The 25,181-nt window shown below is 60.7% G+C and carries 29 protein-coding genes; 17 read left to right on the forward strand and 12 right to left on the reverse strand.

Features of this window, described 5'->3' with window-relative positions; genetic code table 11:
- The first annotated feature begins 69 nt into the window (after positions 1-69).
- The 4 genes from J3P81_RS17770 (at position 70) to J3P81_RS17785 (ending at position 4,355) form a co-directional block, all read left to right on the forward strand.
- Positions 70-972, forward strand: a complete 903-nt coding sequence (locus tag J3P81_RS17770; RefSeq protein WP_434560089.1) for an urea transporter — start codon at positions 70-72, stop codon at positions 970-972.
- Between the two features lie 21 nt (positions 973-993).
- On the forward strand, positions 994-1,818 hold the full coding sequence (locus J3P81_RS17775; RefSeq protein ID WP_420766952.1) for an ion transporter: 825 nt from the start codon (positions 994-996) through the stop codon (positions 1,816-1,818).
- Between the two features lie 90 nt (positions 1,819-1,908).
- On the forward strand, positions 1,909-2,907 hold the full coding sequence (locus tag J3P81_RS17780; RefSeq protein WP_420766953.1) for a sulfate ABC transporter substrate-binding protein: 999 nt from the start codon (positions 1,909-1,911) through the stop codon (positions 2,905-2,907).
- Between the two features lie 248 nt (positions 2,908-3,155).
- On the forward strand, positions 3,156-4,355 hold the full coding sequence (locus J3P81_RS17785; protein WP_434560091.1) for an MFS transporter: 1,200 nt from the start codon (positions 3,156-3,158) through the stop codon (positions 4,353-4,355).
- 64 nt (positions 4,356-4,419) lie between these two features.
- Here the strand turns inward: J3P81_RS17785 and J3P81_RS17790 are convergent, their stop codons facing one another.
- The 4 genes from J3P81_RS17790 to J3P81_RS17805 all read right to left on the reverse strand — a co-directional run bounded on the left by J3P81_RS17790 (position 4,420) and on the right by J3P81_RS17805 (position 7,725).
- Positions 4,420-4,611 carry a PLDc N-terminal domain-containing protein gene (locus J3P81_RS17790; RefSeq protein WP_053149901.1) on the reverse strand — a complete coding sequence of 64 codons (192 nt, stop codon included), beginning with the start codon at positions 4,609-4,611 and terminating at the stop codon, positions 4,420-4,422.
- A gap of 71 nt (positions 4,612-4,682) precedes the next feature.
- Positions 4,683-5,213: a hypothetical protein gene (locus J3P81_RS17795; RefSeq protein ID WP_434560093.1), complete on the reverse strand. Its 531-nt coding sequence runs from the start codon at positions 5,211-5,213 to the stop codon at positions 4,683-4,685.
- 71 nt (positions 5,214-5,284) lie between these two features.
- Entirely contained in the window at positions 5,285-5,803 is a 519-nt protein-coding gene (locus J3P81_RS17800; RefSeq protein ID WP_420766956.1) for an ankyrin repeat domain-containing protein, read from the reverse strand.
- A gap of 95 nt (positions 5,804-5,898) precedes the next feature.
- Positions 5,899-7,725, reverse strand: a complete 1,827-nt coding sequence (locus J3P81_RS17805; protein WP_434560095.1) for a long-chain-acyl-CoA synthetase — start codon at positions 7,723-7,725, stop codon at positions 5,899-5,901.
- Between the two features lie 356 nt (positions 7,726-8,081).
- Here J3P81_RS17805 and J3P81_RS17810 point away from each other — a divergent pair, with 356 nt between their 5' ends.
- Positions 8,082-8,360 (forward strand): DUF3509 domain-containing protein, encoded by a 279-nt coding sequence (locus J3P81_RS17810; protein ID WP_434560097.1) that lies wholly within the window; start codon positions 8,082-8,084, stop codon positions 8,358-8,360.
- A gap of 64 nt (positions 8,361-8,424) precedes the next feature.
- On the opposite strand, the gene mtnC is transcribed toward J3P81_RS17810, so the two are convergent.
- Genes mtnC through aroC form a run of 5 tightly spaced genes read right to left on the reverse strand, consistent with a single transcriptional unit; the run spans position 8,425 to position 12,570 of the window.
- Entirely contained in the window at positions 8,425-9,114 is a 690-nt protein-coding gene (gene mtnC, locus J3P81_RS17815) for an acireductone synthase (RefSeq protein ID WP_434560099.1), read from the reverse strand.
- A 4-nt stretch (positions 9,115-9,118) separates the two neighbouring features.
- Entirely contained in the window at positions 9,119-9,664 is a 546-nt protein-coding gene (locus J3P81_RS17820; RefSeq protein ID WP_434560101.1) for a 1,2-dihydroxy-3-keto-5-methylthiopentene dioxygenase, read from the reverse strand.
- A gap of 17 nt (positions 9,665-9,681) precedes the next feature.
- Complete coding sequence (locus J3P81_RS17825; protein WP_434560103.1) at positions 9,682-10,302, reverse strand: methylthioribulose 1-phosphate dehydratase; 621 nt, start codon at positions 10,300-10,302, stop codon at positions 9,682-9,684.
- Positions 10,299-11,444, reverse strand: a complete 1,146-nt coding sequence (locus J3P81_RS17830; RefSeq protein ID WP_434564133.1) for an MFS transporter — start codon at positions 11,442-11,444, stop codon at positions 10,299-10,301. Before J3P81_RS17830 ends, J3P81_RS17825 begins: the two co-directional genes overlap by 4 nt.
- Before the next feature lie 34 nt (positions 11,445-11,478).
- Entirely contained in the window at positions 11,479-12,570 is a 1,092-nt protein-coding gene (gene aroC / locus J3P81_RS17835) for a chorismate synthase (RefSeq protein ID WP_434560105.1), read from the reverse strand.
- Positions 12,571-12,699: 129 nt separating this feature from the next.
- Between aroC and J3P81_RS17840 the strand changes: the two genes are divergently transcribed.
- Together J3P81_RS17840 and J3P81_RS17845 are read left to right on the forward strand one after the other, a co-directional pair.
- Positions 12,700-13,665: an alpha/beta hydrolase gene (locus J3P81_RS17840; protein ID WP_434560107.1), complete on the forward strand. Its 966-nt coding sequence runs from the start codon at positions 12,700-12,702 to the stop codon at positions 13,663-13,665.
- A 110-nt stretch (positions 13,666-13,775) separates the two neighbouring features.
- A complete protein-coding gene (locus tag J3P81_RS17845) occupies positions 13,776-14,573 on the forward strand; it encodes a hypothetical protein (RefSeq protein WP_434560109.1) in 798 nt (265 codons plus the stop codon).
- Positions 14,574-14,658: 85 nt separating this feature from the next.
- Here the strand turns inward: J3P81_RS17845 and prmB are convergent, their stop codons facing one another.
- On the reverse strand, positions 14,659-15,567 hold the full coding sequence (prmB, locus tag J3P81_RS17850) for a 50S ribosomal protein L3 N(5)-glutamine methyltransferase (protein WP_420766964.1): 909 nt from the start codon (positions 15,565-15,567) through the stop codon (positions 14,659-14,661).
- 253 nt (positions 15,568-15,820) lie between these two features.
- On the opposite strand from prmB, the gene J3P81_RS17855 reads away from it, so the two are divergent.
- The 5 genes from J3P81_RS17855 to J3P81_RS17875 all read left to right on the forward strand — a co-directional run bounded on the left by J3P81_RS17855 (position 15,821) and on the right by J3P81_RS17875 (position 18,593).
- The gene (locus J3P81_RS17855; protein WP_420766965.1) at positions 15,821-16,411 is read left to right on the forward strand and encodes a cysteine hydrolase family protein; all 591 of its coding nucleotides are present in this window, start codon (positions 15,821-15,823) and stop codon (positions 16,409-16,411) included.
- Between the two features lie 130 nt (positions 16,412-16,541).
- Positions 16,542-16,862 (forward strand): hypothetical protein, encoded by a 321-nt coding sequence (locus J3P81_RS17860; RefSeq protein WP_420766966.1) that lies wholly within the window; start codon positions 16,542-16,544, stop codon positions 16,860-16,862.
- A 74-nt stretch (positions 16,863-16,936) separates the two neighbouring features.
- The gene (locus J3P81_RS17865; protein ID WP_045156639.1) at positions 16,937-17,494 is read left to right on the forward strand and encodes a Smr/MutS family protein; all 558 of its coding nucleotides are present in this window, start codon (positions 16,937-16,939) and stop codon (positions 17,492-17,494) included.
- A 78-nt stretch (positions 17,495-17,572) separates the two neighbouring features.
- Entirely contained in the window at positions 17,573-18,118 is a 546-nt protein-coding gene (folE, locus tag J3P81_RS17870; protein ID WP_030142335.1) for a GTP cyclohydrolase I FolE, read from the forward strand.
- A gap of 103 nt (positions 18,119-18,221) precedes the next feature.
- A complete protein-coding gene (locus J3P81_RS17875; RefSeq protein WP_434560111.1) occupies positions 18,222-18,593 on the forward strand; it encodes a glutathione S-transferase N-terminal domain-containing protein in 372 nt (123 codons plus the stop codon).
- Between the two features lie 140 nt (positions 18,594-18,733).
- Here the strand turns inward: J3P81_RS17875 and J3P81_RS17880 are convergent, their stop codons facing one another.
- Positions 18,734-19,900 carry a PLP-dependent aminotransferase family protein gene (locus tag J3P81_RS17880; protein ID WP_434560113.1) on the reverse strand — a complete coding sequence of 389 codons (1,167 nt, stop codon included), beginning with the start codon at positions 19,898-19,900 and terminating at the stop codon, positions 18,734-18,736.
- An 81-nt stretch (positions 19,901-19,981) separates the two neighbouring features.
- On the opposite strand from J3P81_RS17880, the gene J3P81_RS17885 reads away from it, so the two are divergent.
- The 3 genes from J3P81_RS17885 to J3P81_RS17895 all read left to right on the forward strand — a co-directional run bounded on the left by J3P81_RS17885 (position 19,982) and on the right by J3P81_RS17895 (position 22,791).
- Positions 19,982-20,419, forward strand: coding sequence for a MarR family winged helix-turn-helix transcriptional regulator (locus J3P81_RS17885; protein WP_420766969.1), 438 nt, complete (start codon positions 19,982-19,984; stop codon positions 20,417-20,419).
- A 332-nt stretch (positions 20,420-20,751) separates the two neighbouring features.
- Entirely contained in the window at positions 20,752-22,101 is a 1,350-nt protein-coding gene (locus J3P81_RS17890) for an NCS2 family permease (protein WP_434560115.1), read from the forward strand.
- A gap of 63 nt (positions 22,102-22,164) precedes the next feature.
- On the forward strand, positions 22,165-22,791 hold the full coding sequence (locus J3P81_RS17895) for a LysE family translocator (protein WP_434560117.1): 627 nt from the start codon (positions 22,165-22,167) through the stop codon (positions 22,789-22,791).
- A gap of 185 nt (positions 22,792-22,976) precedes the next feature.
- Here J3P81_RS17895 and uraH read toward each other — a convergent pair whose 3' ends face one another.
- On the reverse strand, positions 22,977-23,330 hold the full coding sequence (uraH, locus tag J3P81_RS17900; protein WP_420766972.1) for a hydroxyisourate hydrolase: 354 nt from the start codon (positions 23,328-23,330) through the stop codon (positions 22,977-22,979).
- 412 nt (positions 23,331-23,742) lie between these two features.
- On the opposite strand from uraH, the gene puuE reads away from it, so the two are divergent.
- Both puuE and uraD read left to right on the forward strand, forming a co-directional pair.
- Positions 23,743-24,669, forward strand: coding sequence for an allantoinase PuuE (gene puuE / locus J3P81_RS17905; RefSeq protein WP_420766973.1), 927 nt, complete (start codon positions 23,743-23,745; stop codon positions 24,667-24,669).
- Positions 24,666-25,181: a 2-oxo-4-hydroxy-4-carboxy-5-ureidoimidazoline decarboxylase gene (uraD, locus tag J3P81_RS17910; protein WP_420766974.1), complete on the forward strand. Its 516-nt coding sequence runs from the start codon at positions 24,666-24,668 to the stop codon at positions 25,179-25,181. Before puuE ends, uraD begins: the two co-directional genes overlap by 4 nt.

The raw sequence follows: 25,181 nt of genomic DNA on the forward strand, positions 1-25,181 counted from the left end.
ATCACAAACCCCTGTGGGAGCGAGCTTGCTCGCGATGAAGGCGACTCGGTCCATCTGACATCACCTATCATGCCCAACCCCCACTGCCCCGACTGGGCCACCGCCCTGCTCAACGGCTTCAGCCAGATTTTCCTCCAGCGCCATCCGCTGTGCGGCTTGCTGTGCCTGTTGGCCATCCTGCTCACCGCACCCACCTTGCTCGGCGGTGCGCTGCTGGGCGGCGTGGCTGGATTGCTGACGGCGCAACGACGCGGCTATACCAAGGAAGATCGACAAGCTGGCCTCTTCAGCTACAACGGCATCCTGCTGGGATTGCTGTTGAGCCTGGCCCTGCCGTGGTCGGTGTTGCTGCCACCGTTGATCATCGCCGGTGGCGGCCTCGGTGCGATGCTGACCCAACAATGGCTCAAGCGAACCACCGGCCCTCGCTGCTTGCCCGCCTACACCGCGCCCTTCGTGGGGATGGGCTGGTTGTTGCTGGGTTTCCCCCCGCCATCGCCCTCACCCGCGGCGCTGGACATGACGTTACCCGATCTGTTGACGGCCCCTTTGATCGGGCTGGGCCAGGTCATGTTTCTCGACCACCCGTTGGCCGGAGCGCTGGTCGCGATCGGCCTGTTGATCGCCAATCGCCGCGCCGCTGGCTGGGCACTGTTCGGCTCCGTCGTCGGCCTTGGGTTCGCCTGGCTACAACACGACAGTAGCCTCGCCCTGTCCGGATTGGGCGGCTATAACCCGGCGCTGGTGGCCGTGGCCCTGGGTCAACGGGCCCGTGGACCATGGAAGCCGCTGACGGGCATTTTACTGGCGGTCTTTCTCACGCCGGGCTTCGCCGCCCTGGGCCTGGCCCCACTGACAGCGCCATTCATCCTCGCCTGCTGGCTGGTTCACTCAACAGAGCGGCTCTGGCACCAGACCATCCTTGATAACGAGCCTTGCGCTCTGCGGGGCAATCGCCCTAGGCTTCGCTGATCATCGATTCAGGCGAAGGTTATGGACAGCAGCAACAACTGGCGTGAACGCCTCTATGTGATCATTTTCCAGACCGACACCGTGGCCGGCCGGCGCTTCGACAGTACGCTGCTGCTGATCATCCTTGCCAGCCTGGTGATCGTGATGCTCGACAGCATCGACAGCGTGCACAAGAACTACGCGGCCCTGCTGGCCTACATCGAATGGGGCTTTACCTTCATTTTTCTCGTCGAGTACGTCCTACGCCTGTACTGCTCGCCGAAACCGCTGCGCTATGCCTTCAGTTTCTATGGATTGGTGGACCTGCTGGCAATCGTGCCGGGGATCCTGGCGCTGTACTACAGCGATGCCCAATACCTGTTGATCGTGCGGATCATTCGCATGCTGCGGATCTTCCGGGTGCTCAAGCTCAGCCCGTACCTCAAGCAAGCCAACTACCTGATGGCGGCGCTACGGGGCAGCAAGCAGAAGATCATCGTGTTCCTCGTCAGCGTCTCGACCCTAGTGACCGTATTCGGCACGCTGATGTACGTCATCGAGGGCCCCGAGCACGGTTTCACCAGCATTCCCAAGGGCATCTATTGGGCTATCGTGACATTGACCACCGTAGGATTTGGCGACATCGTGCCCAAGACACCCCTGGGCCAAGTGGTGTCATCGCTGGTGATGATCACCGGTTACTCGATCATCGCCGTGCCCACGGGTATTTTCACGGCTGAACTCGCCACGGCCATGCGGGGCGACCAGCTCAAGCACGATTGCCCGGTGTGCAGCAAAAACAACCATGAACATGGCGCTGCTTTCTGCTCTCGTTGCGGTAATGCGCTTTTCAAGAAAACGGAATAAGCAAAGTACTTTTAAATTCTTGAAGGCCTATAGACTTGCCATTAGTGTGCTGGCTACTCGCCCGCCTCCCCCTATAAAAAGGAATTCGCAGTGAAGAACTTCTTTGGCGCCTCCCTTCTCGCCGCCGGCCTGACCTTCGGCAGCCTGGCCAACGCCGCCCCAACCCTGCTGAACGTTTCCTACGACGTGATGCGCGATTTCTACAAGGACTACAACGCTGCGTTCCAGAAGCACTGGCAAGCCGAGCACAAAGAGAACATCACCGTGCAGATGTCCTTCGGCGGCTCCAGCAAGCAGGCGCGTTCGGTGATCGATGGGCTGCCTGCGGATGTCATCACCATGAACATGGCCACAGACATCAACGCCTTGGCGGACAACGGTAAGCTGGTTCCGGAAAACTGGGTCACTCGTTTGCCGAACAACAGCGCGCCGTTCACCTCGGCCACGGTCTTCATCGTGCGCAAAGGCAACCCGAAAGCGCTCAAGGACTGGCCTGATCTGCTCAAGGACGGCGTGCAGGTGATCGTGCCCAACCCGAAAACCTCCGGCAATGGTCGCTACACCTACCTGTCGGCGTGGGGTTACGTGCTCAAGAACGGCGGCGACGAGAACAAGGCCAAGGATTTCGTCGGCAAGCTGTTCAAACAAGCCCCCGTGCTGGACACCGGCGGCCGCGCCGCGACGACGACCTTCATGACCAACCAGATTGGCGACGTGTTGGTGACCTTTGAAAACGAAGCGGAAATGATCGCCCGCGAGTTTGGCCGGGACCAGTTCGAAGTGGTCTACCCAAGCGTGTCCGCCGAAGCCGAGCCGCCAGTGAGCGTCGTGGATAAAGTGGTCGAGAAAAAAGGCTCCCGCGAAGCCGCCGAGGCGTACCTCAAATACCTGTGGTCACCCGAAGGCCAGGAAATTGCCGCCGCCAACTACCTGCGTCCGCGGGATCCGGCCGTGCTGGCCAAATACACGGACCGCTTCCCGAAAGTTGATTTCCTGTCGGTGGAAAAAACCTTCGGTGACTGGCGCACCGTGCAGAAGACTCACTTCAATGACGGTGGGGTTTTCGATCAGATCTATAGCGGACAGTAAGACTCGACTCACATAAACACCGCCTGTCAGCCAAGCCCCATCCTGTGGGAGCGAGCTTGCTCGCGATACGGTCTGTCTGCATCAACGATGCTGAATAAGCAGCCGCTATCGCGAGCAAGCTCGCTCCCACAGGAATTTGATGGCCATCATTAATCCCGGGCATGACTGATATCAGCCGCAAAGCCTGTTCCAGAGCCCTGCAAGTCTTTAGCCTCACGCCATCCTTTCAATCGATCGACGAGATTGCCATGAGTGCTCATCCCTCCTCGCCCGGCGTCACCCTGACCCGCGGCATGGTCCTGCTGTTCGCCTTCTGCTGCGGCGCCATCGTCGCCAACATCTACTACGCCCAACCCATCATCGAACTGATCGCTCCCGACGTCGGCCTGTCCAGCACCATGGCCAGCCTGATCGTCTCGCTGACCCAGATCGGTTATGCCCTGGGCCTGTTTTTCCTGGTGCCATTGGGCGATCTGCTGGAAAACCGGCGCTTGATGATTCTCACCACCGTGGTCGCGATAGCCAGCCTACTGGGTGCGGCCTTCACCGATCAGCCGAATGTGTTCCTGCTGGTCTCGCTACTGGTTGGCTTCAGTTCTGTCTCGGTGCAAGTGCTGATTCCACTGGCAGCGCACCTGGCACCCGAGGAATCCCGGGGACGGGTTGTCGGTGGGATCATGGGCGGCCTGTTGCTTGGAATTCTGCTGGCGCGGCCGATCTCCAGCGTCGTCGCCGATCATTTCGGCTGGCGGGCGATGTTCATGATCGCCGCCGTGCTGATGGCGGCCATCAGTATCGTCCTGGCGCTGACCGTGCCCAAGCGCCAGCCCGATCACAGCGCTTCCTACGGCCAGCTGCTGGGATCGCTCGGCACCTTGTTGCGCCAACAACCGCAGTTGCGTCAACGGGCGTTCTACCAGGCTTGCATGTTCGCCACGTTCAGCCTGTTCTGGACCGCCGCGCCCTTGGAGCTGGCGCGCAACCATGGTCTCACCCAGACGGAGATCGCCTTGTTCGCCCTGGTCGGCGCCATCGGTGCCATAGCCGCACCCATAGCCGGGCGCCTGGCGGATGCCGGTCACACCCGCGTCGCTTCGCTGCTGGCGATGCTGTTCGCCAGCTTGAGTTTCCTGCCCGCCTTCATTCACCCGACCTACAGCGTGATTGGCCTGGCGGTGACCGGCGTGGTCCTGGATTTCTGCGTGCAGATGAACATGGTCCTGGGCCAACGCACCATCTACGCCCTCGACGCCAAAAGTCGCAGCCGACTGAACGCGCTGTACATGACCAGCATCTTCGTCGGCGGTGCGTTCGGTTCGTCCATCGCCAGTGCGGTCTACGAACACGGCGGCTGGCTGTGGGTGGTCATCGTCGGCAGCGCCTTCCCGCTGCTGGCTTTGCTGCGTTTCTTGAGCGCTTCGCAGAAGGCCTCGTTGGCGACAGCCTGATAACGGCGCGCAAATAAAAATGCCCGACAGGTCATGACCTGTCGGGCATTTTTTTATCGGGCGGTCAGACCCGCACGTTGCCACGCGGCCCGGCAATCGCCCAGATGATCAGGCCCAACACCGGCAGCAGCAGGATCAGCAGTACCCAAAGGACTTTCGCCCCGGTGCCCGCGCCACTCTTGAGTACGTTGATGATCGCCCAGATATCGAGCGCCAGGATAATCAGGCCAATCAGGCCGTTGAAAGTGGAACCCATGGTGTCGCTCCCGAATGGTGATATGCCCATTTAGGATAGCGGCCCCTGGGCAAGGGTTCCGTTTTATTGCTTCAGACGTAAACCGCGACCTTGAGCGCTTCCAAGGACGGTGCCGCGGCGATGCCCACCTCGGCGCACAACTCCAGCACGCGCGGCACGTCGTTGCCGTACACCAGCACCATCTGCAATTCATCGTCGAGCAACTGGCTGAAATTCATCAGCACGTAGCCACCGTTTTCCTTGTTCAGGCTGCTCATCTGGATCTGGATGCGGTTGAGTGCGGTCAGGGCTTCAGTCTTGGCCAGTTGCTTGGGCTTGAGGTTGAACGCGACGCCGGGGCCGAACGAGGCGACGATCTGCTCGAACAACTCGACGTAGGTATCCGCCTGGAACAACACGGTATCGGGCAAGCTGCCCACCACCACCCACTCGCCCAGCGCGATGGGGAAAGTGTCGTCGTAATTGATGTCCGGGTTGGCCGCCAGGAACGCCACCGGGTCGGCGTAGGCCTGGGCCGCCTCATCGGCAATCTTCTCGATGTCCGCCTCGCCCAGGCAGCCGGAGCTGATTTTGCTGATGAGTTCGATGAGTACGGCTTTCATGGGCGGATCCTGTGGCGATGTGTTTTTTTCGGGCGCGAAGGATAGCGCATCCCCCACTCCCTTTGGCGAGGTCAGCCCAACAACTTCTCCAATTGCGCCGTGGTGTCCACCGCGCCCATGGTCCTGGCCGCGTCCAGTGCCGAGACGCCGTTGGCATCCTTGGCCTTCGGGTCGGCGCCTTTGCCGATCAGGTAATCGACGATTTCGACTCGGTTGAACATCGCCGCCATCATCAATGCCGTGCGACCGTCGAACGAGGAACCTTCCACTTGCGCGCCACCGTCCACCAGGGCTGAAACCACCGCAAGGTCACCCTTGAACGCTGCACCGGCAATGGGACTCTGACCGTTGTCGTTGCGGATTTCCGGATCGGCCTTGTGTTCCAGCAAGACTTTTACTGTCTCGACATGCCCGTGGTACGCGGCCAGCATCAGCAAGGTATCGCCCTTGTGATTGCGCAAGTTCGGCGGCAAGCCCTTGCTCAGCAGCGCGGCCATCATCGCGGCGTCGCCCTGGCGGGCAACGTTGAAGACCTGCTCGGCAAATTCCGCTGCTTCTTCCGGGGTCATCTGGCGGCTTGTATCAGACATGGGAAAACTCCATCAGGCTCATCACAAAGCCGCTAGTTTCCCGAGGGACTCCGGGGCTGTCATCCCTTTTTTCTCTGCGATGCTCATAGTCAGAATCAATAGCGGTACTGTCCCCCTTGGATGCGCATCGCCAATTGCCGGTCCACGGGCACATAGGTCGAGGTCTCGGGCAGCCAGGCGTAGATCGGCTCATCGCCTGTCTGGCACGGGTCGAAAGCCTCGGTCTTGAGACGGGTTTTGCGGTATTTGAAGGTGCCGGTGGTGTCCATCTTCACCTTGATGCGCAAGAACAGCGGTACCGCGTAGGCGGGCAGTTTGCACTGGAGAAACCGCAGCAGTTCATTGAAGTCCAGGGTCGCCAGGGATTCGGCCGGTGTGATCGCGGCCATGCCGGCGCGACCATTGGTGCCGTTGATCTCGACGCCATAGGCCACCGCCTCGGCAACCTGCGGATGTTGCAGCAACACGTTCTCGACTTCCGTGGTGGAGACGTTTTCGCCTTTCCAGCGGTAGGTGTCGCCGAGACGATCGACGAACTGCCCGTGGCCGAAACCGATGTTGCGCAGCAAATCACCGGTGTTGAAATAACGGTCGCCCGGGACGAAAACGTCCCGGTGGATGGTTTTCTCTGTCTTCGCCGGATCGGTATAGCCATCCAGCGGCGCCTTTTCGTCGATGCGCGCCAATAGCAGGCCCGGTTCGCCCTTGGGGACTTTTTGCATGCGGCCTTGCAGGTTGCGCAAGGGCGCGCCGCTGTCGTGATCGTATTGCACGAGTTCCCAGGCCATCAGTGAAAACCCGACCGTATTGTCGAAGTTCAGGATGTTGGTAAACCCGATGTTGCCGTCGCTGGCCGCGTAAAGTTCACAGATGTGGTCAACGCCGAAACGTGTCTTGAACGCCGCCCAGGCGCCAGGGCGCAGGCCATTGCCGATCATTTTCGTCACGCGGTGCTGCCGGTCCGTGATGCTGGCAGGCTGATCGACCAGGTAACGGCACAGCTCACCGACGTAACCCAGGGTCGTCGCTCGATACTTTCTCACGTCGCTCCAGAACTGGCTGGCGCTGAACTTGCGGCGGATCGCAAATCCCGAGGCACCGCAGATCGCCGCGCCCCAGCACACACATAACCCGGTGGCGTGATACAGCGGCAGCGTGCAATAGACGATGTCGTCGGGCTGCATGTCCAAGGCGATCAGGCCGAAACTGGTGGACGTGCGCATCCAGCGGCCGTGGCGGAACACCCCCGCCTTCGGTAGCCCCGTGGTGCCGGAGGTGTAGAGATAGAAACAGGGATCGTTGAAAAACACCTGCTGGCTGCTGGCCGGGTTGGCGCCGGGGAATTGCTGGCTTGTGCCCATCAGGTCGACAAATCCGGACGGCGCCGAGGAGGCATCCTGGTCCGCCACCCACCACGTTCGAGCATCAGGTAGCGCGGTTCGACCGCGCACATCGTTGAACACCGCGACCAGCTCATCCCCGACCATCACCGCAACAGGCGCGACCAATGCGAGGCTGTGGACCAGTGCATCCCCCGTTTGCGAGGTGTTGATCATCGCGCTGACCGCGCCGACTTTCGCCACCGCCAGCACCGTGATCAGCAATTGTGGACGGTTCTCGATGAAAATCGCTACGCAGTCGCCCTTCGCGACGCCTCGCGCCAACAAGCAATGGGCGATGCGATTGGCCTGCTCGTTGACCTGTGCATAACTCAGCACCGTATCGCCACACAATAGCGCCGGGCCTCGGGGGTTGCGTAGCGTGGCTTGTTCGAAGCACCAACCCAGGCCGCAGGGCTGCGCGGGATCCTGGACGTTGGCGAGTTTCATGCCTTTGACAATGCGGGGAACAGCTCTGGCGATGGCGGGCAACTTGCGCAACATCATGCCCCAGGTAATAGCGTCGCTGGGTGTACGACTCATGGGTGATCCTTCCCCGGCCGACCTTATGGGTCGCGGTTCTTGTGTGGGGTTATGCGAAATCTGGATCGAAAGTACGCCAGCGATTCCAAGGCTGTACACGCGGTTTTTGCAATGTTTTGTATCCGCTGCATGGAACAGGCGAAGCGTGAGCGCGGGGACACGGTTTGGTTCCAAAAATAATTGTCGGACCACGCAAAATGCAGGATGCACGATGGCCGTTCATGCAAGTTGCACGAAAGCAAAAATATAGGTATTTATTAAGCTATTGTTTTAAAAGGATTTTTTAACAAATCAAATACTGGCACAGACACTGCAACTACCCCTCCACGGTTTGCCATACCATGGAGCAATGAACGATGAACGTGATTCAAGAGAAGTTTGCATCGCTGTTTTCCAACTACGAAGTCACTACCCAGGCACGCCCGGATGGCGGGATCCTGCTGACCTTGCGCAACAGCGACGGCAAACTGTTCAAACGCACGATTTCCTATGCGCAATTGCACGCGGGGGACCAGTTGTCCTGGGCCATCAGTGCCATTCGCCGCGATCTGGCTGAACAAGCCAGCGAATTGCCGCCTGTGGCGATGCTGCAAAGCCAGCATCGTTTCGCGCTACCGACCTATCACAGCGCCTGACACGCTGTGCCGGGATCAGGCCTGGAGCTTATGGCTCCATGGCCTGATTTTTTTTGTCCGCCGTTCAAGCGCCGAACCGGGACGGATCGATTCGAGCAAAACTTTCAACGGTTTCGTGCCCGGACAGGTCGCCCCCGTCACGCGCCAGGCCACACGTGGCCATCCCGGCGCCACGAGCCGCGTCCAGTTCCTGGACGATATCCGACAGAAACAGGATTTCCCCCGGCGCGACACCCACCGCCTCGCTGATCCGCTGGTAGGACTGCACGTCCCGCTTGGGCCCCGAGGTCGTGTCGAAATAACCGCTGAACAGCGGCGACAAGTCACCAGCTTCGGAGCAACCGAAAATCAACTTTTGCGCCTGGATCGAGCCCGAGGAATACACAAACAACCGGTAGCCTTGCTGATGCCAATGTTTCAGCGCATCCACCGCATCCGGATAAACGTGACCTTTCAATTGCCCGGCCTCGTAGCCCTGCTCCCAGACCATGCCTTGCAACGCCTTGAGCGGCGTAGCCTTGCGGTCCTCGGCGATCCAGCCCAAGAGGATCGCGATAACCCGTTCGATATCAGCGTCCGGCTCGCCACTGTCCCGAAGCACAGCGTCCAACTGTTGAGCAACGTCGGCGCGCCCGGCGTTGTGGCGGATAAAGTCCGGCAGGTGCTCGGCGGCATAGGGAAACAGCACGTCGAAGACAAAACTCACCGCGCTGGTAGTGCCCTCGATATCGGTGAGGATGGCTTTGATCGTCACGACGTCAGTCCTCCAGGCGCGGGAAGCGGCTGGCGATGTCATCGCCGGTGAATTTCGCGACCCAGCCTTCCGGGTTGTTGAACAGGCGAATGGCGACAAAATGCGGGTGCTCGCCCATGTCGAACCAGTGCGGGGTACCGGCGGGCACCGAGATCAGGTCGTTCTTCTCACACAGGACCGCGTAGACGTAATCGTCGATGTGCAAGGTAAACAGGCCCCGACCGGCGACGAAAAATCGCACCTCGTCCTCGCCATGCCGGTGTTCATCAAGAAACTTGGCCCGCAGTTCGGCTTTCTGGGGATGGTCGCTGTTGAGGCTGATGACGTCGACCGTGACGTAGCCGCGCTCGGTCATCAATTGGTCGATCTGGGACTTGTAGGCGGCGATCACCTCTTCCGGGCTGGCGCCGGGCTGGATTTTCGCCGCGGCTTCCCAACGGTCAAACCGCACGCCCTTTTCGGCCAGGGTCGAGGCGATGTCCTCGAAGTGGGTCAGTACCTTGTTCGGAATCTCTGGACTTGAGACGTGGTAGACGGACAGGCTGCTCATGGCAATGGCTCCAGCAATTATCGGTTCAGGAGTGCGCGGGTCTTGAGTTCGCACTCGAACAGGAATTCGAACGCTTCGATCTGGCGCAGCGCATCGTTCATGCCCGCCCCCCAGGTGTACAGGCCGTGGCCACGGATCAGGTAGCCGGCGCAATCGGGATGCGCGTCCAGCCAGGGTTGGACCTTGGCGGCCAGGCGCGCGATGTCCTGGTCGTTGTCGAAAATCGGCACGCGGACCCGGGACTCATGGGTCGTGACGCCGCTGAAGGCTTTTTGCAGTTCATAGTCTTCAAAGTCAAGGAACGCTTCGCCGGTCAGGCGCGACAGCACCGTGGCGTTTACCGAGTGGGTGTGCAGCACCGCGCCGATCTGTGGGCGCCAGCGATACAGCTGGGTGTGCAGCAAGGTTTCAGCCGACGGTTTCTTGCCCGGCTCCAGGCTGTTGCCATCCAGGTCGGTGGCGAGCACATCGTTGATGCCCAACTGCCCTTTGTGCTTGCCCGACACGGTGAGCAAGGCTTGGTCGGGCGCTAAACGGGTCGAATAATTGCTGCTGGTGGCCGGGGACCAACCGCGACCGTACAAAAAACGCCCGGCGTCGATGATCTGCTGGGCGAGCTGTTCACGGGTAAGGCTCATGGCCTGTCCTCTTGCATGCGTGTGGCAATGATAACGGCTGCAGCGAAGGCTGCGAGGCTGGCGATGTTGAATGTCCAACCGGCGCCCATGGCGTTCCAGCTATAGCCGGAGTACAACGCCCCCAGCGCTCCACCGGTGCCGGCCAGCGCGGCGTACAGCGCCTGGCCCTGACCTTGTTGGCGCGGGCCGAAACTACGTTGCACGAAATGGATGGCAGCGGCGTGAAAGCTGCCGAACGTCGCGGCGTGGAGCACCTGGGCAAACAACAATACCCAGAGGAATTCGGCCAGCGAGCCGAGCAGCAACCAGCGCAGCGCCGCCAACAGGAAACTGACCATCAGCACCCGACGCACGGAATACCGCGCCAGGATCCGGCTCATGAACAGGAACACCAACACTTCGGCCACGACGCCGACGGCCCAGAGCACGCCGATCAATCCACGGCTGTAGCCCAGGCGCTCCAGGTGCAGCGTCAGGAAGGTGTAATACGGCCCGTGGCTCATTTGCATCAGGCCGACGCAGGCATAAAACGCCAGCACCCCCGGGTTGCGCAACTGCCGCAGGAATCCGTCCCCGGCCACCCGCGGCCCCTGCACCGGCTGAGCGTTGGGCACCCAGAAGCTGCTCAGCACGATGCCACCCATGATCAAGGCCAGGGCCACCGGATAAATGTCCAGGCTCAGCCATTGGAACAGGCGGCCGAGCACAACGACCGTAATGATGAACCCGATGGAGCCCCACAGGCGGATCTGGCTGTAGCGCGAGGCTTGTCCGCTCAAGTGAGCCAGGGTGATGACTTCGAACTGCGGCAGCACCGCGTGCCAGAAGAATGCATGCAGCGCCATGACCATCGCCAGCCAGGCATAGCTTTTGTCGATGAAGATCAGGGAGAAGCTCAGCAGCGTGCAGATCGCGCCGAACCGCACAATCGCCAGGCGCCGGCCCGTGTAGTCCCCCAGCCACCCCCAGAGATTCGGCGCCACGCAGCGCATCAGCATGGGGATCGCCACCAGCTCGCCGATGCGTGCCGCGTTGAACCCCAGGTGATCGAAGTACAGCGCCAGGAACGGCGCGGTCGAACCGAGCAACGCGAAATAGAACAGGTAGAAACTGGAAAGCCGCCAGTACGGCAACGCCGCCATGGTCGTCAGGCCACGGCGGTCGGCAGGCCAGCCATCAAAGCTGACCCAGCACCGGGGTGCCGACGTGAACGTCGGCATTCTGGCCGCGATGGCGCAACAGATGATCCATCAGCACGATGGCCATCATCGCTTCGGCGATCGGCGTGGCGCGGATGCCCACGCACGGATCATGGCGGCCCTTGGTGATGACGTCCACCGGGTTGCCATGGATATCGATGGAGCGCCCCGGCGTGGTGATGCTGGACGTCGGCTTCAAGGCCAGGTGCGCGACGATCGGCTGGCCCGACGAGATGCCGCCGAGAATCCCACCGGCGTTATTGCTCAGGAAGCCTTGTGGCGTCAGTTCGTCACGGTGTTCGGTGCCGCGCTGGGCGACGCAGGCGAAACCGGCGCCGATTTCCACGCCCTTCACCGCGTTGATGCTCATCAGCGCGTGGGCCAGCTCGGCGTCGAGACGGTCAAAGATCGGCTCGCCAAGGCCAGGCATCACGCCTTCGGCGACCACGGTGATCTTCGCGCCAACCGAATCCTGGTCCCGGCGCAGCTGGTCCATGTAGGCCTCCAGCTCCGGCACCTTGTCCGGGTCGGGGCTGAAGAAGGCATTCTGTTCGACCGAGTCCCAGGTCTTGAACGGAATTTCGATCGGGCCCAGTTGGCTCATGTAGCCGCGGATGACGATGCCCTGGCTGGCCAGGTATTTCTTGGCGATCGCCCCGGCCGCCACGCGCATCGCGGTTTCCCGGGCCGAGCTGCGCCCGCCGCCGCGGTAGTCGCGCTCGCCGTATTTGTGGTGGTAGGTGTAGTCGGCGTGAGCCGGGCGGAACAGGTCCTTGATGGCCGAGTAGTCCTTGGACTTCTGGTCGGTGTTACGGATCAGCAGGCCAATGGCACAGCCGGTGGTGCGCCCCTCGAAGACGCCGGAAAGGATTTCGACCTCATCGGCTTCCTGGCGCTGGGTGGTGTGGCGGCTGGTGCCGGGCTTGCGGCGGTCCAGGTCACGCTGAAGGTCGTCCAGGGAAATCTCCAGGCCCGGCGGGCAGCCGTCGACAATGGCGACCAACGCCGGGCCATGGCTTTCGCCCGCGGTGGTGACGGTGAACAGCTTGCCGTAGGTATTGCCGGACATGCAGGGTGCTCCGAGAAATCGCTGAGAAATCGAGATGGGCGCCAGTATACGCAGGCTCCCCGAGTAGTTCATCCTCGAACCTTATCAGTGCCCGCCAGTCCAACCGGCACCTTCGCAACTCATGGCGTCATGATGTTAAAACTGTTTGTGTTGAGCCTTACCCTCTTCACGGGCCTGGTCTGCGGCGTCGCCCAGGCCACCGTCCTGCAACGTCCCATCAGCCTCGACACCGGCAACGGTGAACTTTTCGGCTCCCTGCTGCTGCCAAAGTCCGACACGCCGGTGCCCGTCGTCCTGATCATTTCTGGCTCAGGCCCTACGGATCGTGACGGAAACAACCCCGAAGGCGGGCGCAATGACAGCCTCAAGCGCCTGGCCTGGGTGTTGGCCCGGCAGAACATCGCCAGCGTGCGCTACGACAAGCGCGGGGTGGCCGCCAGCCTCGCCGCCACACCGGACGAACGCAACCTGAGCGTCGAAGCCTACGTAGCCGACGCCGTGGCCTGGAGCCACAAGCTGGCCGCCGATCCTCGCCTGGGCCCACTGATCCTGCTGGGCCACAGCGAAGGGGCGCTGATCGCAAGCCTCGCCGCGCCCCTGGCCAACGCGGCGGCGGTCATCTCGGTGGCCGGCAGCGCGCGCCCCATCGACGAGGTCTTGCGCCAGCAACTCAGCGCCCGCCTGCCACCGCCGCTGATGCTGCGCAGCAACGAGTTGCTCGACAGCCTCAAGGCCGGCCGTCCCGACCCGAATGTTCCTGCGCAACTGCAGGTCATCTTTCGCCCCAGCGTGCAGCCTTACTTGATCTCGCTGTTCCGCCAGGATCCGGCCCAGGCCTTCGCAGCCCTGAAAATGCCGGCGCTGATCATCCAGGGCAGCCACGATATCCAGGTCAGCGTCGACGATGCCCGGCAATTGAAAGTGGCCAAGCCCGACGCCGAACTGGCGCTGATCAAGGGCATGAACCATGTGATGCGCATCGTGCCCAACGACGTCAAGCGGCAACTGGCCTCCTACAAGGATCCGAACCTGCCCCTCGCGGCGGAGCTCAGTGCCCACATCCTGAGTTTTATTGGCACGTTGGCCGCCCGTTAAGCGCGTTTGGTGGCCTATAGCCCTCTAGTCTTGGCAAATCCGGCCGATAAACCGGTGTCGGACAGCGCAATGGCTGCCGACAAGCCGGCCTGGACAGGATTTTTGCCGTTATGACTGAGACTCAGACTTCTCCCGACATCGCCGCCGAAGCGGCCGCGCCAGCAGGCCCATCGGCGCCCGAGCTGCCTTGGACGGACGTTGAGACCGAACATCATAAGATGCTTCGGCTGGCCCCGCTCAAGACCGATCGCGCCACCGGTGCGCGGCCGCTGCGGTTTGTCGAGTTCAGCTATGCCGAGCGCCATAGCAAGGAACGCAGCTTGCTGCGCATGAGCATTCAGTTGCCCGGCCAGCGAGTGCGCAAGGAACAGAATCACCTCGACGTGTGGGCCGACCACGTCGAGAAACGCCTGTTCTTCTCGCCCGACAGCTTGCAAGTCGAGCCCTTGAACCGGGGCATTGGCCGCTTCCTCGCCGCCCAGGGCATCACTTGGGCCAAGAAGCGTTGGTCGACCTATCGGGTTGACGGCACTGACCTGAACAATAAGGACGCGCTGAACGAAGACACCCGCTTGCGTCGTGATCACTTCCTCAAAGCCCACGGCTTCGAAGTGGTCTACGCCGATGCCCAACACCTCAAGGGCAGCGTCAAGCAAGCCCAGGTTGGCGAGCTGCTGGGCGACTGGAACACCGAGAAGCTGCAGTTCGTCGAGATTCTCGAAGCCGCGCAGATGTTGCAACAGGCCGAGCAGAATCTGGCGGAGCAGGAAGTCAAGCTGCAGAAGCAGGAAGAGAAGGTCAATAAGTTCAAGCGTGAAGACACGGGCCTGCGCTTCACCATCACCTGCCTGGTGGCGTTTGCAATGTTCCAGGCCGGGTTGCTGATCTGGATTGCTACGCGGCATTGATGGCTGCTCAGAAGTGTCTGACGCAACTCCCGTGGCGAGGGGATTTATCCCCTCGCCACGAACGCGGTCGCCAACACAGCCAGCGTCAAACCCGCGAAGCGAACAACGCCTGGTGCTCACGGCACTGCTCGGCGCTGAGCATGAACACGCCGTGCCCACCGCGCTCGAACTCCAGCCAGGCGAAGTCGACTTCTGGATAAAGCGCCTCGACATGAACCTGGCTGTTGCCCACTTCGACGATCAACAATCCTTTGTCCGTCAGATGATCGGCCGCCTCGGCGAGCATCCGGCGTACCAGGTTCAAACCGTCGTCGCCACAGGCCAGGCCCAGCTCAGGCTCGTGCTGGTATTCCTGGGGCATGTCGGCGAAATCTTCCGCGTCGACGTAGGGCGGGTTCGACACGATCAGGTCGAAACGTTGCCCAGGAAGCCCATCGAAACCATCGCCCTGGACGGTAAACACCCGTTCGTCCACACCGTGGCGCTCGATGTTCTGGTTGGCGACTTCCAGCGCTTCGAACGACAGGTCGGCCAACACCACCTCGGCCTCGGGGAACTCGTAGGCGCAGGCAATCCCGATGCAACCGGAGCCGGTACACAAGTCGAGGATTCGCGCGGGCTCCTGGCCCAGCCAAGGCTCGAAGCGTTTTTCGATCAACTCGCCAATGGGCGAACGCGGAATCAGCACGCGTTCGTCGACGATGAACGACATGCCGCAGAACCAGGCCTCGCCCAACAGGTAAGCGGCCGGAATGCGCTCAGCGATACGTCGGCGCAGCAGACGCTGCACATGCACCAACTCCTCGTCTTCTAGACGGCAGTCCAGGTAGCTGTCGGCAATTTCCCAAGGCAGGTGCAACGCGCCCAGGACTAGCTGGCGCGCTTCGTCCCAGGCGTTGTCGGTGCCATGGCCAAAGAACAGATCCTCCCCATGGAAACGGCTGACGGCCCAACGGATATGGTCGCGCAGGGTACGAAGGCGGGAAGTGATCACGGCGGCAAACTCCAGGAAAATCGACGGGCGAGTCTACCAGCCAAACGCATGCCTACCCAAACGCGCTCCAAGGACGACAGTAAATATCGCTGCAATCGTAGGATCCTTCCGTTTTCCGTCAACCCTATTGAACAAGATGTCTATCTTGACAAGGCTGTAGGCCAGCAACGACGGTGCTTGTGATGGAAGCGATTCACAGAACCGCTCCGCCAGAGGACAATGTCGCAAAAGCCCCACTCGAAGGAGCCCCAGAATGTCCGTTCCAAAAACGATGTTTCAACTCAGCGGCCGCGGTTACGCAGCGGCCAACCTGAGTCAAGCGACCCTGATCATCATCGATGCCCAGAAAGAATACCTCGCCGGCCCCCTCGCCCTGAGCGGCATGGATGCGGCGGTCGCGAACATCAAGCAATTGCTCGGCGCTGCCCGCGCCGCCGGCCGGCCGATCGTACATGTGCGCCACCTGGGCACCCATGGCGGGCTATTCGATCCACAGGGTGAGCGCGGCGAATTCATTCCGGGCCTTGAACCCCAGGGCGACGAAACCGTGATCGAAAAACTGCTGCCGAGCGCTTTCCACGGCACTGACCTGAAGAAGCGCCTGGAAGACCTCGGTCCCCTGGACCTGATCGTCTGTGGTTTCATGAGCCACTCCAGCGTCAGCACCACGGTGCGGGCAGCCAAGAACCTGGGTTTTCGTTGCACCCTGGTCGAGGACGCCTGCGCCACTCGTGATCTGCCGCACAAGGGCGGCGTACTCAGCGCCGATCACGTGCACCAGACCGAAATGGCGATCATGGCAGACAACTTCGCCACACTGGCCTTGACCCACGATTTCACCTGATAGCGCTCGATGAGCGGCCTGCTGCGCCGCTCATCCGCAAAAGCCTCTCATTTGCTTCAATTACTGGAGTATCAGGAACAACCCGAACATCTTCCGGTCGAAGGGCCGATACCCATTGAGGAAGGTCGGAATGAAGATATCCGATGGTTTTGACGCACGTCGCTTGCGGCCCAAGGGCCCGAGCAACTGGCGATTTCGTATCGGCGCGGGGATCGCGGCCCTGCTGGCGACGCTCGGCGTGCTACTGGCGATGGCTGGCGCCGCAAGCCTGCTTGGCCGCCCGCCCGCACTGGGCGAGCTGAACGCCACACCGCTGGGTTCGGCGGTCATCCTGGCAATCGGACTGCTGGTACTGCTGTTGGGCATCTGGCTCTGGCGGCGCTGCCGCCGTCGCGCCCGCCAATCCCTGGAGCTGGCCATGGCTCCGCATCTGATGAAAAAACACGACTGATCCGCCATCCGACGTTTTGTCGCGCCCTAATCCCCGGGAGTTGGGTAAACTGGCCGGCCTTCGCGGAGGCTGACATGCAAGACGACGACTTTTCCCTGTTCAAAAGTGCGATCCAGGGCGTAAAACCAATCAAACACGATCGCGCCGAAACGGGCAAACCCAAGGCCGATCGCGCACAAATCGCCAAGCTGCGCCAAGCCGCCACCGTGCGCACCGACGCGACGACCGTGGATGGCTTGTCCGATCAGTTCGTCATCGACGTCGGCCCCGAAGATGAATTGATGTGGGCGCGCGACGGCGTTCAGGAAAGCCAGATGCGCAAGCTGAAGGTAGGCCAGATCCCCTTCGAAGGCAGCCTCGACCTGCACGGCATGACCGTCGAAAAAGCCCGAGAGACCCTCTGGGCCTTCCTGGCCGAAGCCACCAGATTCGAAATCCGCTGCGTACGCGTCACCCACGGCAAAGCCGTGCGGCTGGACGGCAAGCGCCCCATGATCAAGAGCCACGTCAACACCTGGCTGCGCCAGCACCCGCAAGTGCTCGGCTTCACCTCCTGCCAGGCGAAGCACGGCGGCGCCGGTGCGGTCTACGTGATGCTCAAGCGCACCATGATGGAAGGCCGCGACGAGTAACCGCTCGATTGCCGAGCTTGCAGCGCCGTGTCCGCCACCGTACCCTTGCCCTTTGCGTAAAATCCCACAGGTAGTTTCATGTCTCTGGAACAGAATTACACCGCGATTCTCGGCCAATTGGGCGAGGACGTTTCCCGCGAGGGCCTGCTCGACACGCCCAAGCGCGCTGCCAAGGCCATGCAGTACCTTTGCCGCGGTTATGAACAGACCCTGGAAGAAGTCACCAACGGTGCCTTGTTCAGCTCCGACAACAGCGAGATGGTGCTGGTCAAGGACATCGAGTTGTACTCGCTGTGCGAACACCATTTGCTTCCGTTTATCGGCAAGGCCCATGTGGCCTACATCCCGAGCGGCAAGGTATTGGGCCTGTCGAAGGTCGCGCGCATCGTCGACATGTACGCCCGTCGCCTGCAGATCCAGGAAAACCTCAGTCGCCAGATCGCCGATGCGGTCCAGCAGGTGACCGGTGCCCTGGGCGTGGCGGTGGTGATCGAGGCCAAGCACATGTGCATGATGATGCGCGGTGTGGAAAAGCAGAACTCGTCGATGATCACTTCAGTGATGCTGGGCGAATTCCGCGAAAATGCGGCGACCCGCATGGAATTCCTAAGCCTGATCAAATAAAAAAGTCGTTCGAAGAAAACCGGCATTGATCGCCGGTTTTTTTTCGCCTGCGAAAAATCAGGTAAGCTGCGCGCCCTCTTCTTCCCTGCCGTGAGGCTATAACGTGATCGTCAAAGCGCTTCGAGTTGGCCTGGGCCAGCTCATCATCCTTATCGATTTCATCACCCGCCCCGGCAAGAAACAGCGCCCGGCCGACGCCCAGGCGCAAGTCGACCAGGCCGCTCGCAGCCTGACCCTGTATCAATTTCATGCCTGCCCCTTCTGCGTGAAGACTCGCCGGACCCTGCGTCGCCTGAACGTACCGGTGGCCTTGCGCGATGCCAAGAACAACGAGCAGGATCGCCAGACGCTGCTGGAACAGGGCGGCAGGATCAAGGTGCCGTGCCTGCGCATTGAAGAAAATGGCGAGACCACCTGGATGTATGAATCCAAGGTGATCATTGATTATCTGGATAAGCGGTTTTCGGCGGTCTGATTGTTTTGTGGTGAGCTTCAAGGCCTCATCGCGAGCAAGCTCGCTCCCACAGGAGGCTGGTGCTGATTACAAATCTGCAATCATGCACGGTCCCCTGTGGGAGCTTGCTCGCGATGGGGTCGGCCCATCCACTGGATATCTCAGGCTGCCCTGGCCGCCAACGCCCCCCGTACCACCCCCGCCAACCGCTTCAACCCTTCATCCAGTCGCGCCGGATCGATGTGGCTGAAGTTCAAGCGCAAGTGGCCAGGATGCTTGTCAGGCTCAGGGAAAAACGGTTCCCCTGGCATGAACGCCACGTCAGCCGCCAGCGCTGCGGCGAGCAAGGTGCGGGTGTCCAGCGGTTGCTTGAGCGTCAGCCAGAAAAATAGCCCACCCTGGGGCGTGTTCCAATCGGCGATGTCGGCAAAGTGCCTTTGCAATGCAGCCTCGAAGCGGTCGCGCCGATCCCGATAGAAATCCCTCAACTCCTGCATATGGCGGCGATATTGCTCGGTGCCAATCCACTGCAGCGCCTGCCATTGGCCGATGCGATTGGTGTGCAGGTCCGCCGACTGCTTGAGCCGCAACAGGTGCGGGAACAGGTCTGGACTGGCGATCAGGTAACCCACGCGCAGCCCCGGCAGCAGGGTTTTCGACACGGTGCCGGTGTAGATCCAACTGGCCGTTTTCAAGCGACTGGCGATTGGCGTGGCGCTGCCACCGTCGAAGGTCAGTTCGCGATAGGGTTCGTCTTCGACCAGGGTCACGCCGAATTCATCCAGCAGCGCCGCCACGGCATCGCGCTTGGCCTCGCTGTAGCGTACCGCCGATGGATTCTGGAACGTCGGGATCAGGTAGATGAACGCCGGGCGATGCCGCTCCAGGCGCGCCCGCAGTTGTTCCAGGTCCGGGCCGTCCGCCTCAAGGGGAACAGTGATGCAGTCGGCGCCGAACAGTTGGAAGATCTGCAGGGCCGCCAGGTAGGTAGGTGCCTCGAGCATCACCTCGGTGCCGACGTCGATGTGCAACTTCGCCGTCAGATCAAGGGTTTGCTGGGAACCGCTGACCACCAAAACCTGGCTCGCCTCACAAGCCAGCCCTAACGATCGCGCCTGCGCCGCCAACGCTTCGCGCAGGGCCGGCTCACCTTCGCTCATGCCGTATTGCCCCATGGACAACGGCATCGCCGTCCACTCCACTTTTGGCAACATGGCTTCGGCCGGCAGGCCACCGGCGAACGACATCACTTCCGGGCGCTGCGCCGCGGCGAGGATTTCGCGGATAAGAGAACTTTTGAGGCGCGAGACACGTTCGGAAAAAGCCATGGGGTCACCTGTAGCGAAGCGTTGGAAATATAAGTCAAACTGCTTGACTGAAATTACCCCGCTCTTTCTGGAAACGTCAATATGCTTGACCTTAAAAACCCCACCTCCCAGCAAATGGCCATGGAAGCATTCTTCTTTGGTTACCAGGCATTCACCGCCAAGGCCGATGAGATGCTCGAACGCCGGGGCTTGAGCCGAGTGCATCAGCGCATCGTCTTTTTCATCGCCCGTTACCCATCCTTGAGCGTCAAGGAGTTGCTGGCGCTGCTGGGCGTGACCAAACAGGCATTGAACATGCCATTGCGGCAATTAATGGAAATGCATCTGGTCAACAGCGTCGCGTCCGAGGCCGACAAGCGCAAACGATTGTTGGAGCTGACCGCCGAGGGCCAGCGATTCGAACAGGCGCTACGCCGCGAACAAGTGAAATTGCTGGAGCGGGTGTTTGCCGAGGCCGGGGAAGCGGCGGTGGATGGCTGGCTGGCGGTGAACCTGGCCTTGGGTAAATCTGGCGAGTGAAAGCGTCTGACCCAACGCTATCGCGAGCAAACTCGCTCCCACAGCGTTCAGCGGTGACCACAAATCTTGCATTCATCACAGTCCACTGTGGGAGCGAGCTCACTCGCGATAGCGTCCGCACAAGGGATATATCCCTATCGCTCGAAATTTCGTCAACAAAACAGAAAACATTATTTGCTTTATTTGTATACAAAAGCATAATTCGCTTCGTGCGAGTTCCTGACCAACAAGTCAACTACTACGCCAGCCTTACCTGCCTCAATGCCTCGCCGCCACCCTCAGGGGGCGTGCGGTGCCGGAAATAACAATAAAACTCTTGAGGAGTACTCGCTGTGGAAAGCCGCAAACCCGAAGCCCAGACCTTGGATCTTTCGCCGCCATCACGCAGTGGCTGGCTGGAGCGCATCTTCAAACTCAGCTTGCATGGCACCACGGTGAAGACCGAGTTGATTGCCGGTGTGACGACTTTCATCACCATGGCCTACATCATTTTCGTCAACCCCAACATCATGGCCGACGCGGGCATCGATCATGGCGCCGCGTTCGTCGCCACCTGCATTGCCGCCGCCCTGGGTTGCCTGCTGATGGGCCTCTACGCGAACTGGCCGGTGGGCCTCGCGCCGGGCATGGGATTAAACGCCTTTTTCACTTACACCGTGGTCGGCACCATGGGCTACAACTGGGAAACCGCCTTGGGCGCGGTGTTTATTTCCGGCGTGCTGTTCATGTTCCTGACCTTGTCACGGGTGCGTGAATGGCTGCTCAACAGTATCCCGGTGAGCCTGCGCTACGCGATGGGCGCGGGGGTCGGGCTGTTTCTCGGGCTGATCGGCCTGAAGACCGCCGGCATCATCGTCGACAGCCCCGCCACGCTGATCAAGCTGGGCTCGCTGCATGAACCGGGACCGCTGCTGGCTGCCGTATGCTTCCTGATGATTGCCGTGCTGAGCTACCACCGCGTGTTCGGCGCGATTCTCATCAGCATCATCGCCGTGACCCTGGCCGGTTGGGGCCTGGGGCTGGTGCAATACAACGGCGTGATGTCCACGCCGCCCAGCCTGGCACCGACCTGGATGGCCATGGACGTGGCCGGTGTATTCAACGTCAGCATGATCAGCGTGGTGCTGGCTTTCCTGTTCGTACATATGTTCGATACCGCCGGGACGCTGATGGGCGTGGCCCAGCGCGCCGGTCTGGTGAAACCGGATGGCAAGATCGAAAACCTGTCCAAGGCGTTGAAGGCGGACAGCGCCTCCAGCGTGTTCGGCGCCATGGTCGGCGTGCCGCCCGTGACCAGCTACGTGGAAAGCGCCGCCGGAGTCGCGGCCGGTGGCCGCACGGGGCTTACCGCAGTCACGGTCGGCGTGCTATTCATCGCCGCCATGTTCTTCGCGCCGCTGGCCGGGATGATCCCTGCTTATGCGACAGCCGGCGCCCTGATCTATGTCGCCATGCTGATGATGGGTGGCATGGCCCATATCGAATGGGACGAAGCGACCGACAGCATTCCAGCGATCGTCACCGCCATCATGATGCCTCTGACGTTCTCGGTCGCCGATGGCATCGCGCTCGGCTTCATCACTTACGTCGTGCTAAAGGCTGGCACCGGTAAGCACAAGGAAATATCCGTCAGCCTCTGGGTGCTTTGTGCGATCTTTATCGCCAAGTTCATCTTCTTGTAAGCGGCACGAGCCTTACCCGCCTCACCCTGTCGGGTGGGGCTTTTGTACGTCAGGAGCAAAGCAATGAATCTGGAAACCTGGTTGTTGTTCAGTGGTGCCGCGTTGGTGGTAATCCTTATCCCCGGCCCGTTATCGTTACTGATGATCAGCAACAGCCTGAACTACGGCTTGCGCCGATCCTACCCGGCTTTCCTTGGTGGAGTGATGGCATCGATCTGCTTGTTGAGTGCGTCGGCGCTGGGGCTCGGTGCCCTGTTGCTGGCGTCGGAGCAGTTGTTCAGCGCCTTGAAAATCGTCGGCGCGCTGTACCTGTTCTACCTCGCCTGGCAGAGCTGGCAGCAATCGCGCCAGCCTTCCCAGGGTGCCGAGGTACCGCAAGCCGCCCCCATTCCGCGTTTCCGCGCGCTGTTCGGCCGTGCGTTCGTACTCGGCGCGAGCAACCCGAAGGACATCCTTTTCTTCGCGGCATTCCTGCCGCAATTCCTGAGTGCCGAGCAGCCGTTCTTGCCGCAACTGCTGGTGATGATCGCCACTTGGACCGTGCTCGACCTGCTCTGCAAGCTGGCGTATGGCCTCGGTGCCCATGGCGCTGCCCGCTATCTGCGCACGGGCAAGGGCCAGAGCTGGTTCAACCGGGTCAGCGCCGGGTTGTTCAGCGGGGCCGGGGCGGCTTCCTTGCTGAGCCGCTGAGAAAAAAATCTTCGCGAGCAGGCTCGCTCCCACAGTTGAAACGCATTCGATTGTGGAAGCGAGCTTGCTCGCGATAAGGCCCTCGCCTATTTGATAGGCGAAAAAAAGCCCGCAGTGTGAGCGGGCTAAAAACCAAAGAAGCTCTATGCGCAGTCGCTTCCAGGGCAAGGCAGCTGCTTGGGGGCTCAGCTGCCTCGATAGGTTGAATAGGCGTAGGGCGAAATCAGCAACGGCACATGGTAATGCTCCTGCTCTTGCGAAATGCCAAAGCGCAGCACCACCACATCCAGGAAGGCCGGCTCGGACAGTTGCACGCCACGGGCGCGGTAGTAATCGCCGGCGTGGAATTGGATTTGGTAAACGCCGCTGCGGTAGTCGTCTCCTTGCAGCAGTGGTGCGTCACAACGGCCATCGCTGTTGGTCACTGCACTGGCAACCCGTTGCAGTTCGGAACCTTCGACGCGATACAGTTCGATCTTGATCGCGCTGCCTGGACAGCCGTGTGCGGCATCTAAAACGTGTGTAGTCAGACGTCCCATCGATTGTGCGTGCCCGGATGCGGAACAGCCAGGCACGGCGCCTCCTGAGTCAGTTGAAAGACAAGCCGCACCATTTCGAAGCACGAAAGATCACGGCAGTGAGCGAATTAAGACACTTTAAAGCTGAATTGTACACAATAAAAAACAGATATCTGCTTCACTTCGCCAACCACGGCAATCGTCATTTGTTTTTACCCCAACCCCAGGCATATAAGGGCTTATGCAACATTAGCTGACTGGGTAGGCAAGTTTCTTGCAGCGCCGATACGGCAACGTTGGCGGTAAAAAATGCAAAATACAGGCTTACAAGTCGAAGACAAAGTTGTATACAATCAGCCCATCGTCGTGACGCCAGCCCGATATCCATCGCCAGGGCGCCACCTACATGGTTCGAACAAGAAGGAAGACTGCAGTGAGCGCTGACTACCCACGCGACCTGATCGGTTACGGCAGTAACCCTCCCCATCCCCAATGGCCGGGCAATGCCCGCATTGCCCTCTCCTTCGTACTCAACTATGAGGAAGGTGGCGAGCGCAACGTGTTGCATGGCGACAAGGAGTCCGAAGCGTTCCTTTCGGAGATGGTCGCGGCGCAACCGCTGCAGGGCGAGCGCAACATGAGCATGGAGTCGCTGTACGAGTATGGCAGCCGCGCAGGGGTCTGGCGGATCCTCAAGCTGTTCAAGGAGTTCGATATACCACTGACCATCTTCGCCGTGGCCATGGCTGCCCAGCGTCATCCGGACGTGATTCGCGCCATGGTCGCCGCCGGCCACGAAATCTGCAGCCATGGCTATCGCTGGATTGATTACCAATATATGGACGAGGCCCAGGAACGCGAGCACATGCTCGAAGCGATCCGCATCCTCACCGAAATCACTGGCGAGCGTCCGCTGGGCTGGTACACCGGCCGCACCGGCCCGAACACCCGCCGGCTAGTGATGGAAGAAGGCGGCTTCCTCTACGACAGCGACACCTACGACGACGACCTGCCCTACTGGGAGCCAAACAACCCCACCGGCAAGGCGCACCTGGTCATCCCTTACACCCTGGACACCAATGACATGCGCTTCACCCAAGTGCAGGGTTTCAACAAGGGCGACGATTTCTTCCAGTACCTCAAGGACGCTTTCGACGTGTTGTATGCCGAAGGCGCCGAAGCGCCGAAGATGCTTTCCATCGGCCTGCATTGCCGCCTGATCGGCCGCCCCGCGCGCCTGGCCTCCCTCAAACGTTTCCTCGAATACGTCAAGGGTCATGAGCAGGTGTGGTTCAGTCGCCGCGTCGACATCGCTCGCCATTGGCAGCAGACCCATCCGTATCAGGGAGCGTCCAAATGACCGCTTTCCAAACCCTCAAGCCTTCCACCTTGAGCCGCGAAGCGTTCGTCAAAGCCTTCGCTGACATTTACGAACATTCGCCATGGGTGGCCGAAAAGGCTTTCGACCTGGGCCAGGACCCTTCGATCGACGAGATCGAGACCCTGCACCAGCGCATGAGCGACATCCTGTTGAGTGCCGATCACGCCAGCCAACTGGCCCTGATCAACGCTCACCCGGACCTGGCCGGCAAAGCCGCCGTCCAGGGACAACTGACCGAAGCCAGCACCAACGAACAGGCTGGCGCCGGTATCCACCAATGCACGGCCGAAGAGTTCCAGCGCTTCACCGAGCTGAACGAGGCCTATAAAGCCAAGTTCAAGTTTCCCTTCATCATGGCGGTAAAAGGCAGCAACCGGCACCAGATCCTCGCCGCGTTCGAGACGCGCATCCACCACTCGGCAGACGCCGAATTCAAATGCGCGCTGGCAGAGATCAACAAGATCGCGTTGTTCCGATTACTGACCCTTTAG

The sequence above is a fragment of the Pseudomonas sp. R1-6 genome (genome assembly GCF_051132115.1).
GTDB lineage: Bacteria > Pseudomonadota > Gammaproteobacteria > Pseudomonadales > Pseudomonadaceae > Aquipseudomonas.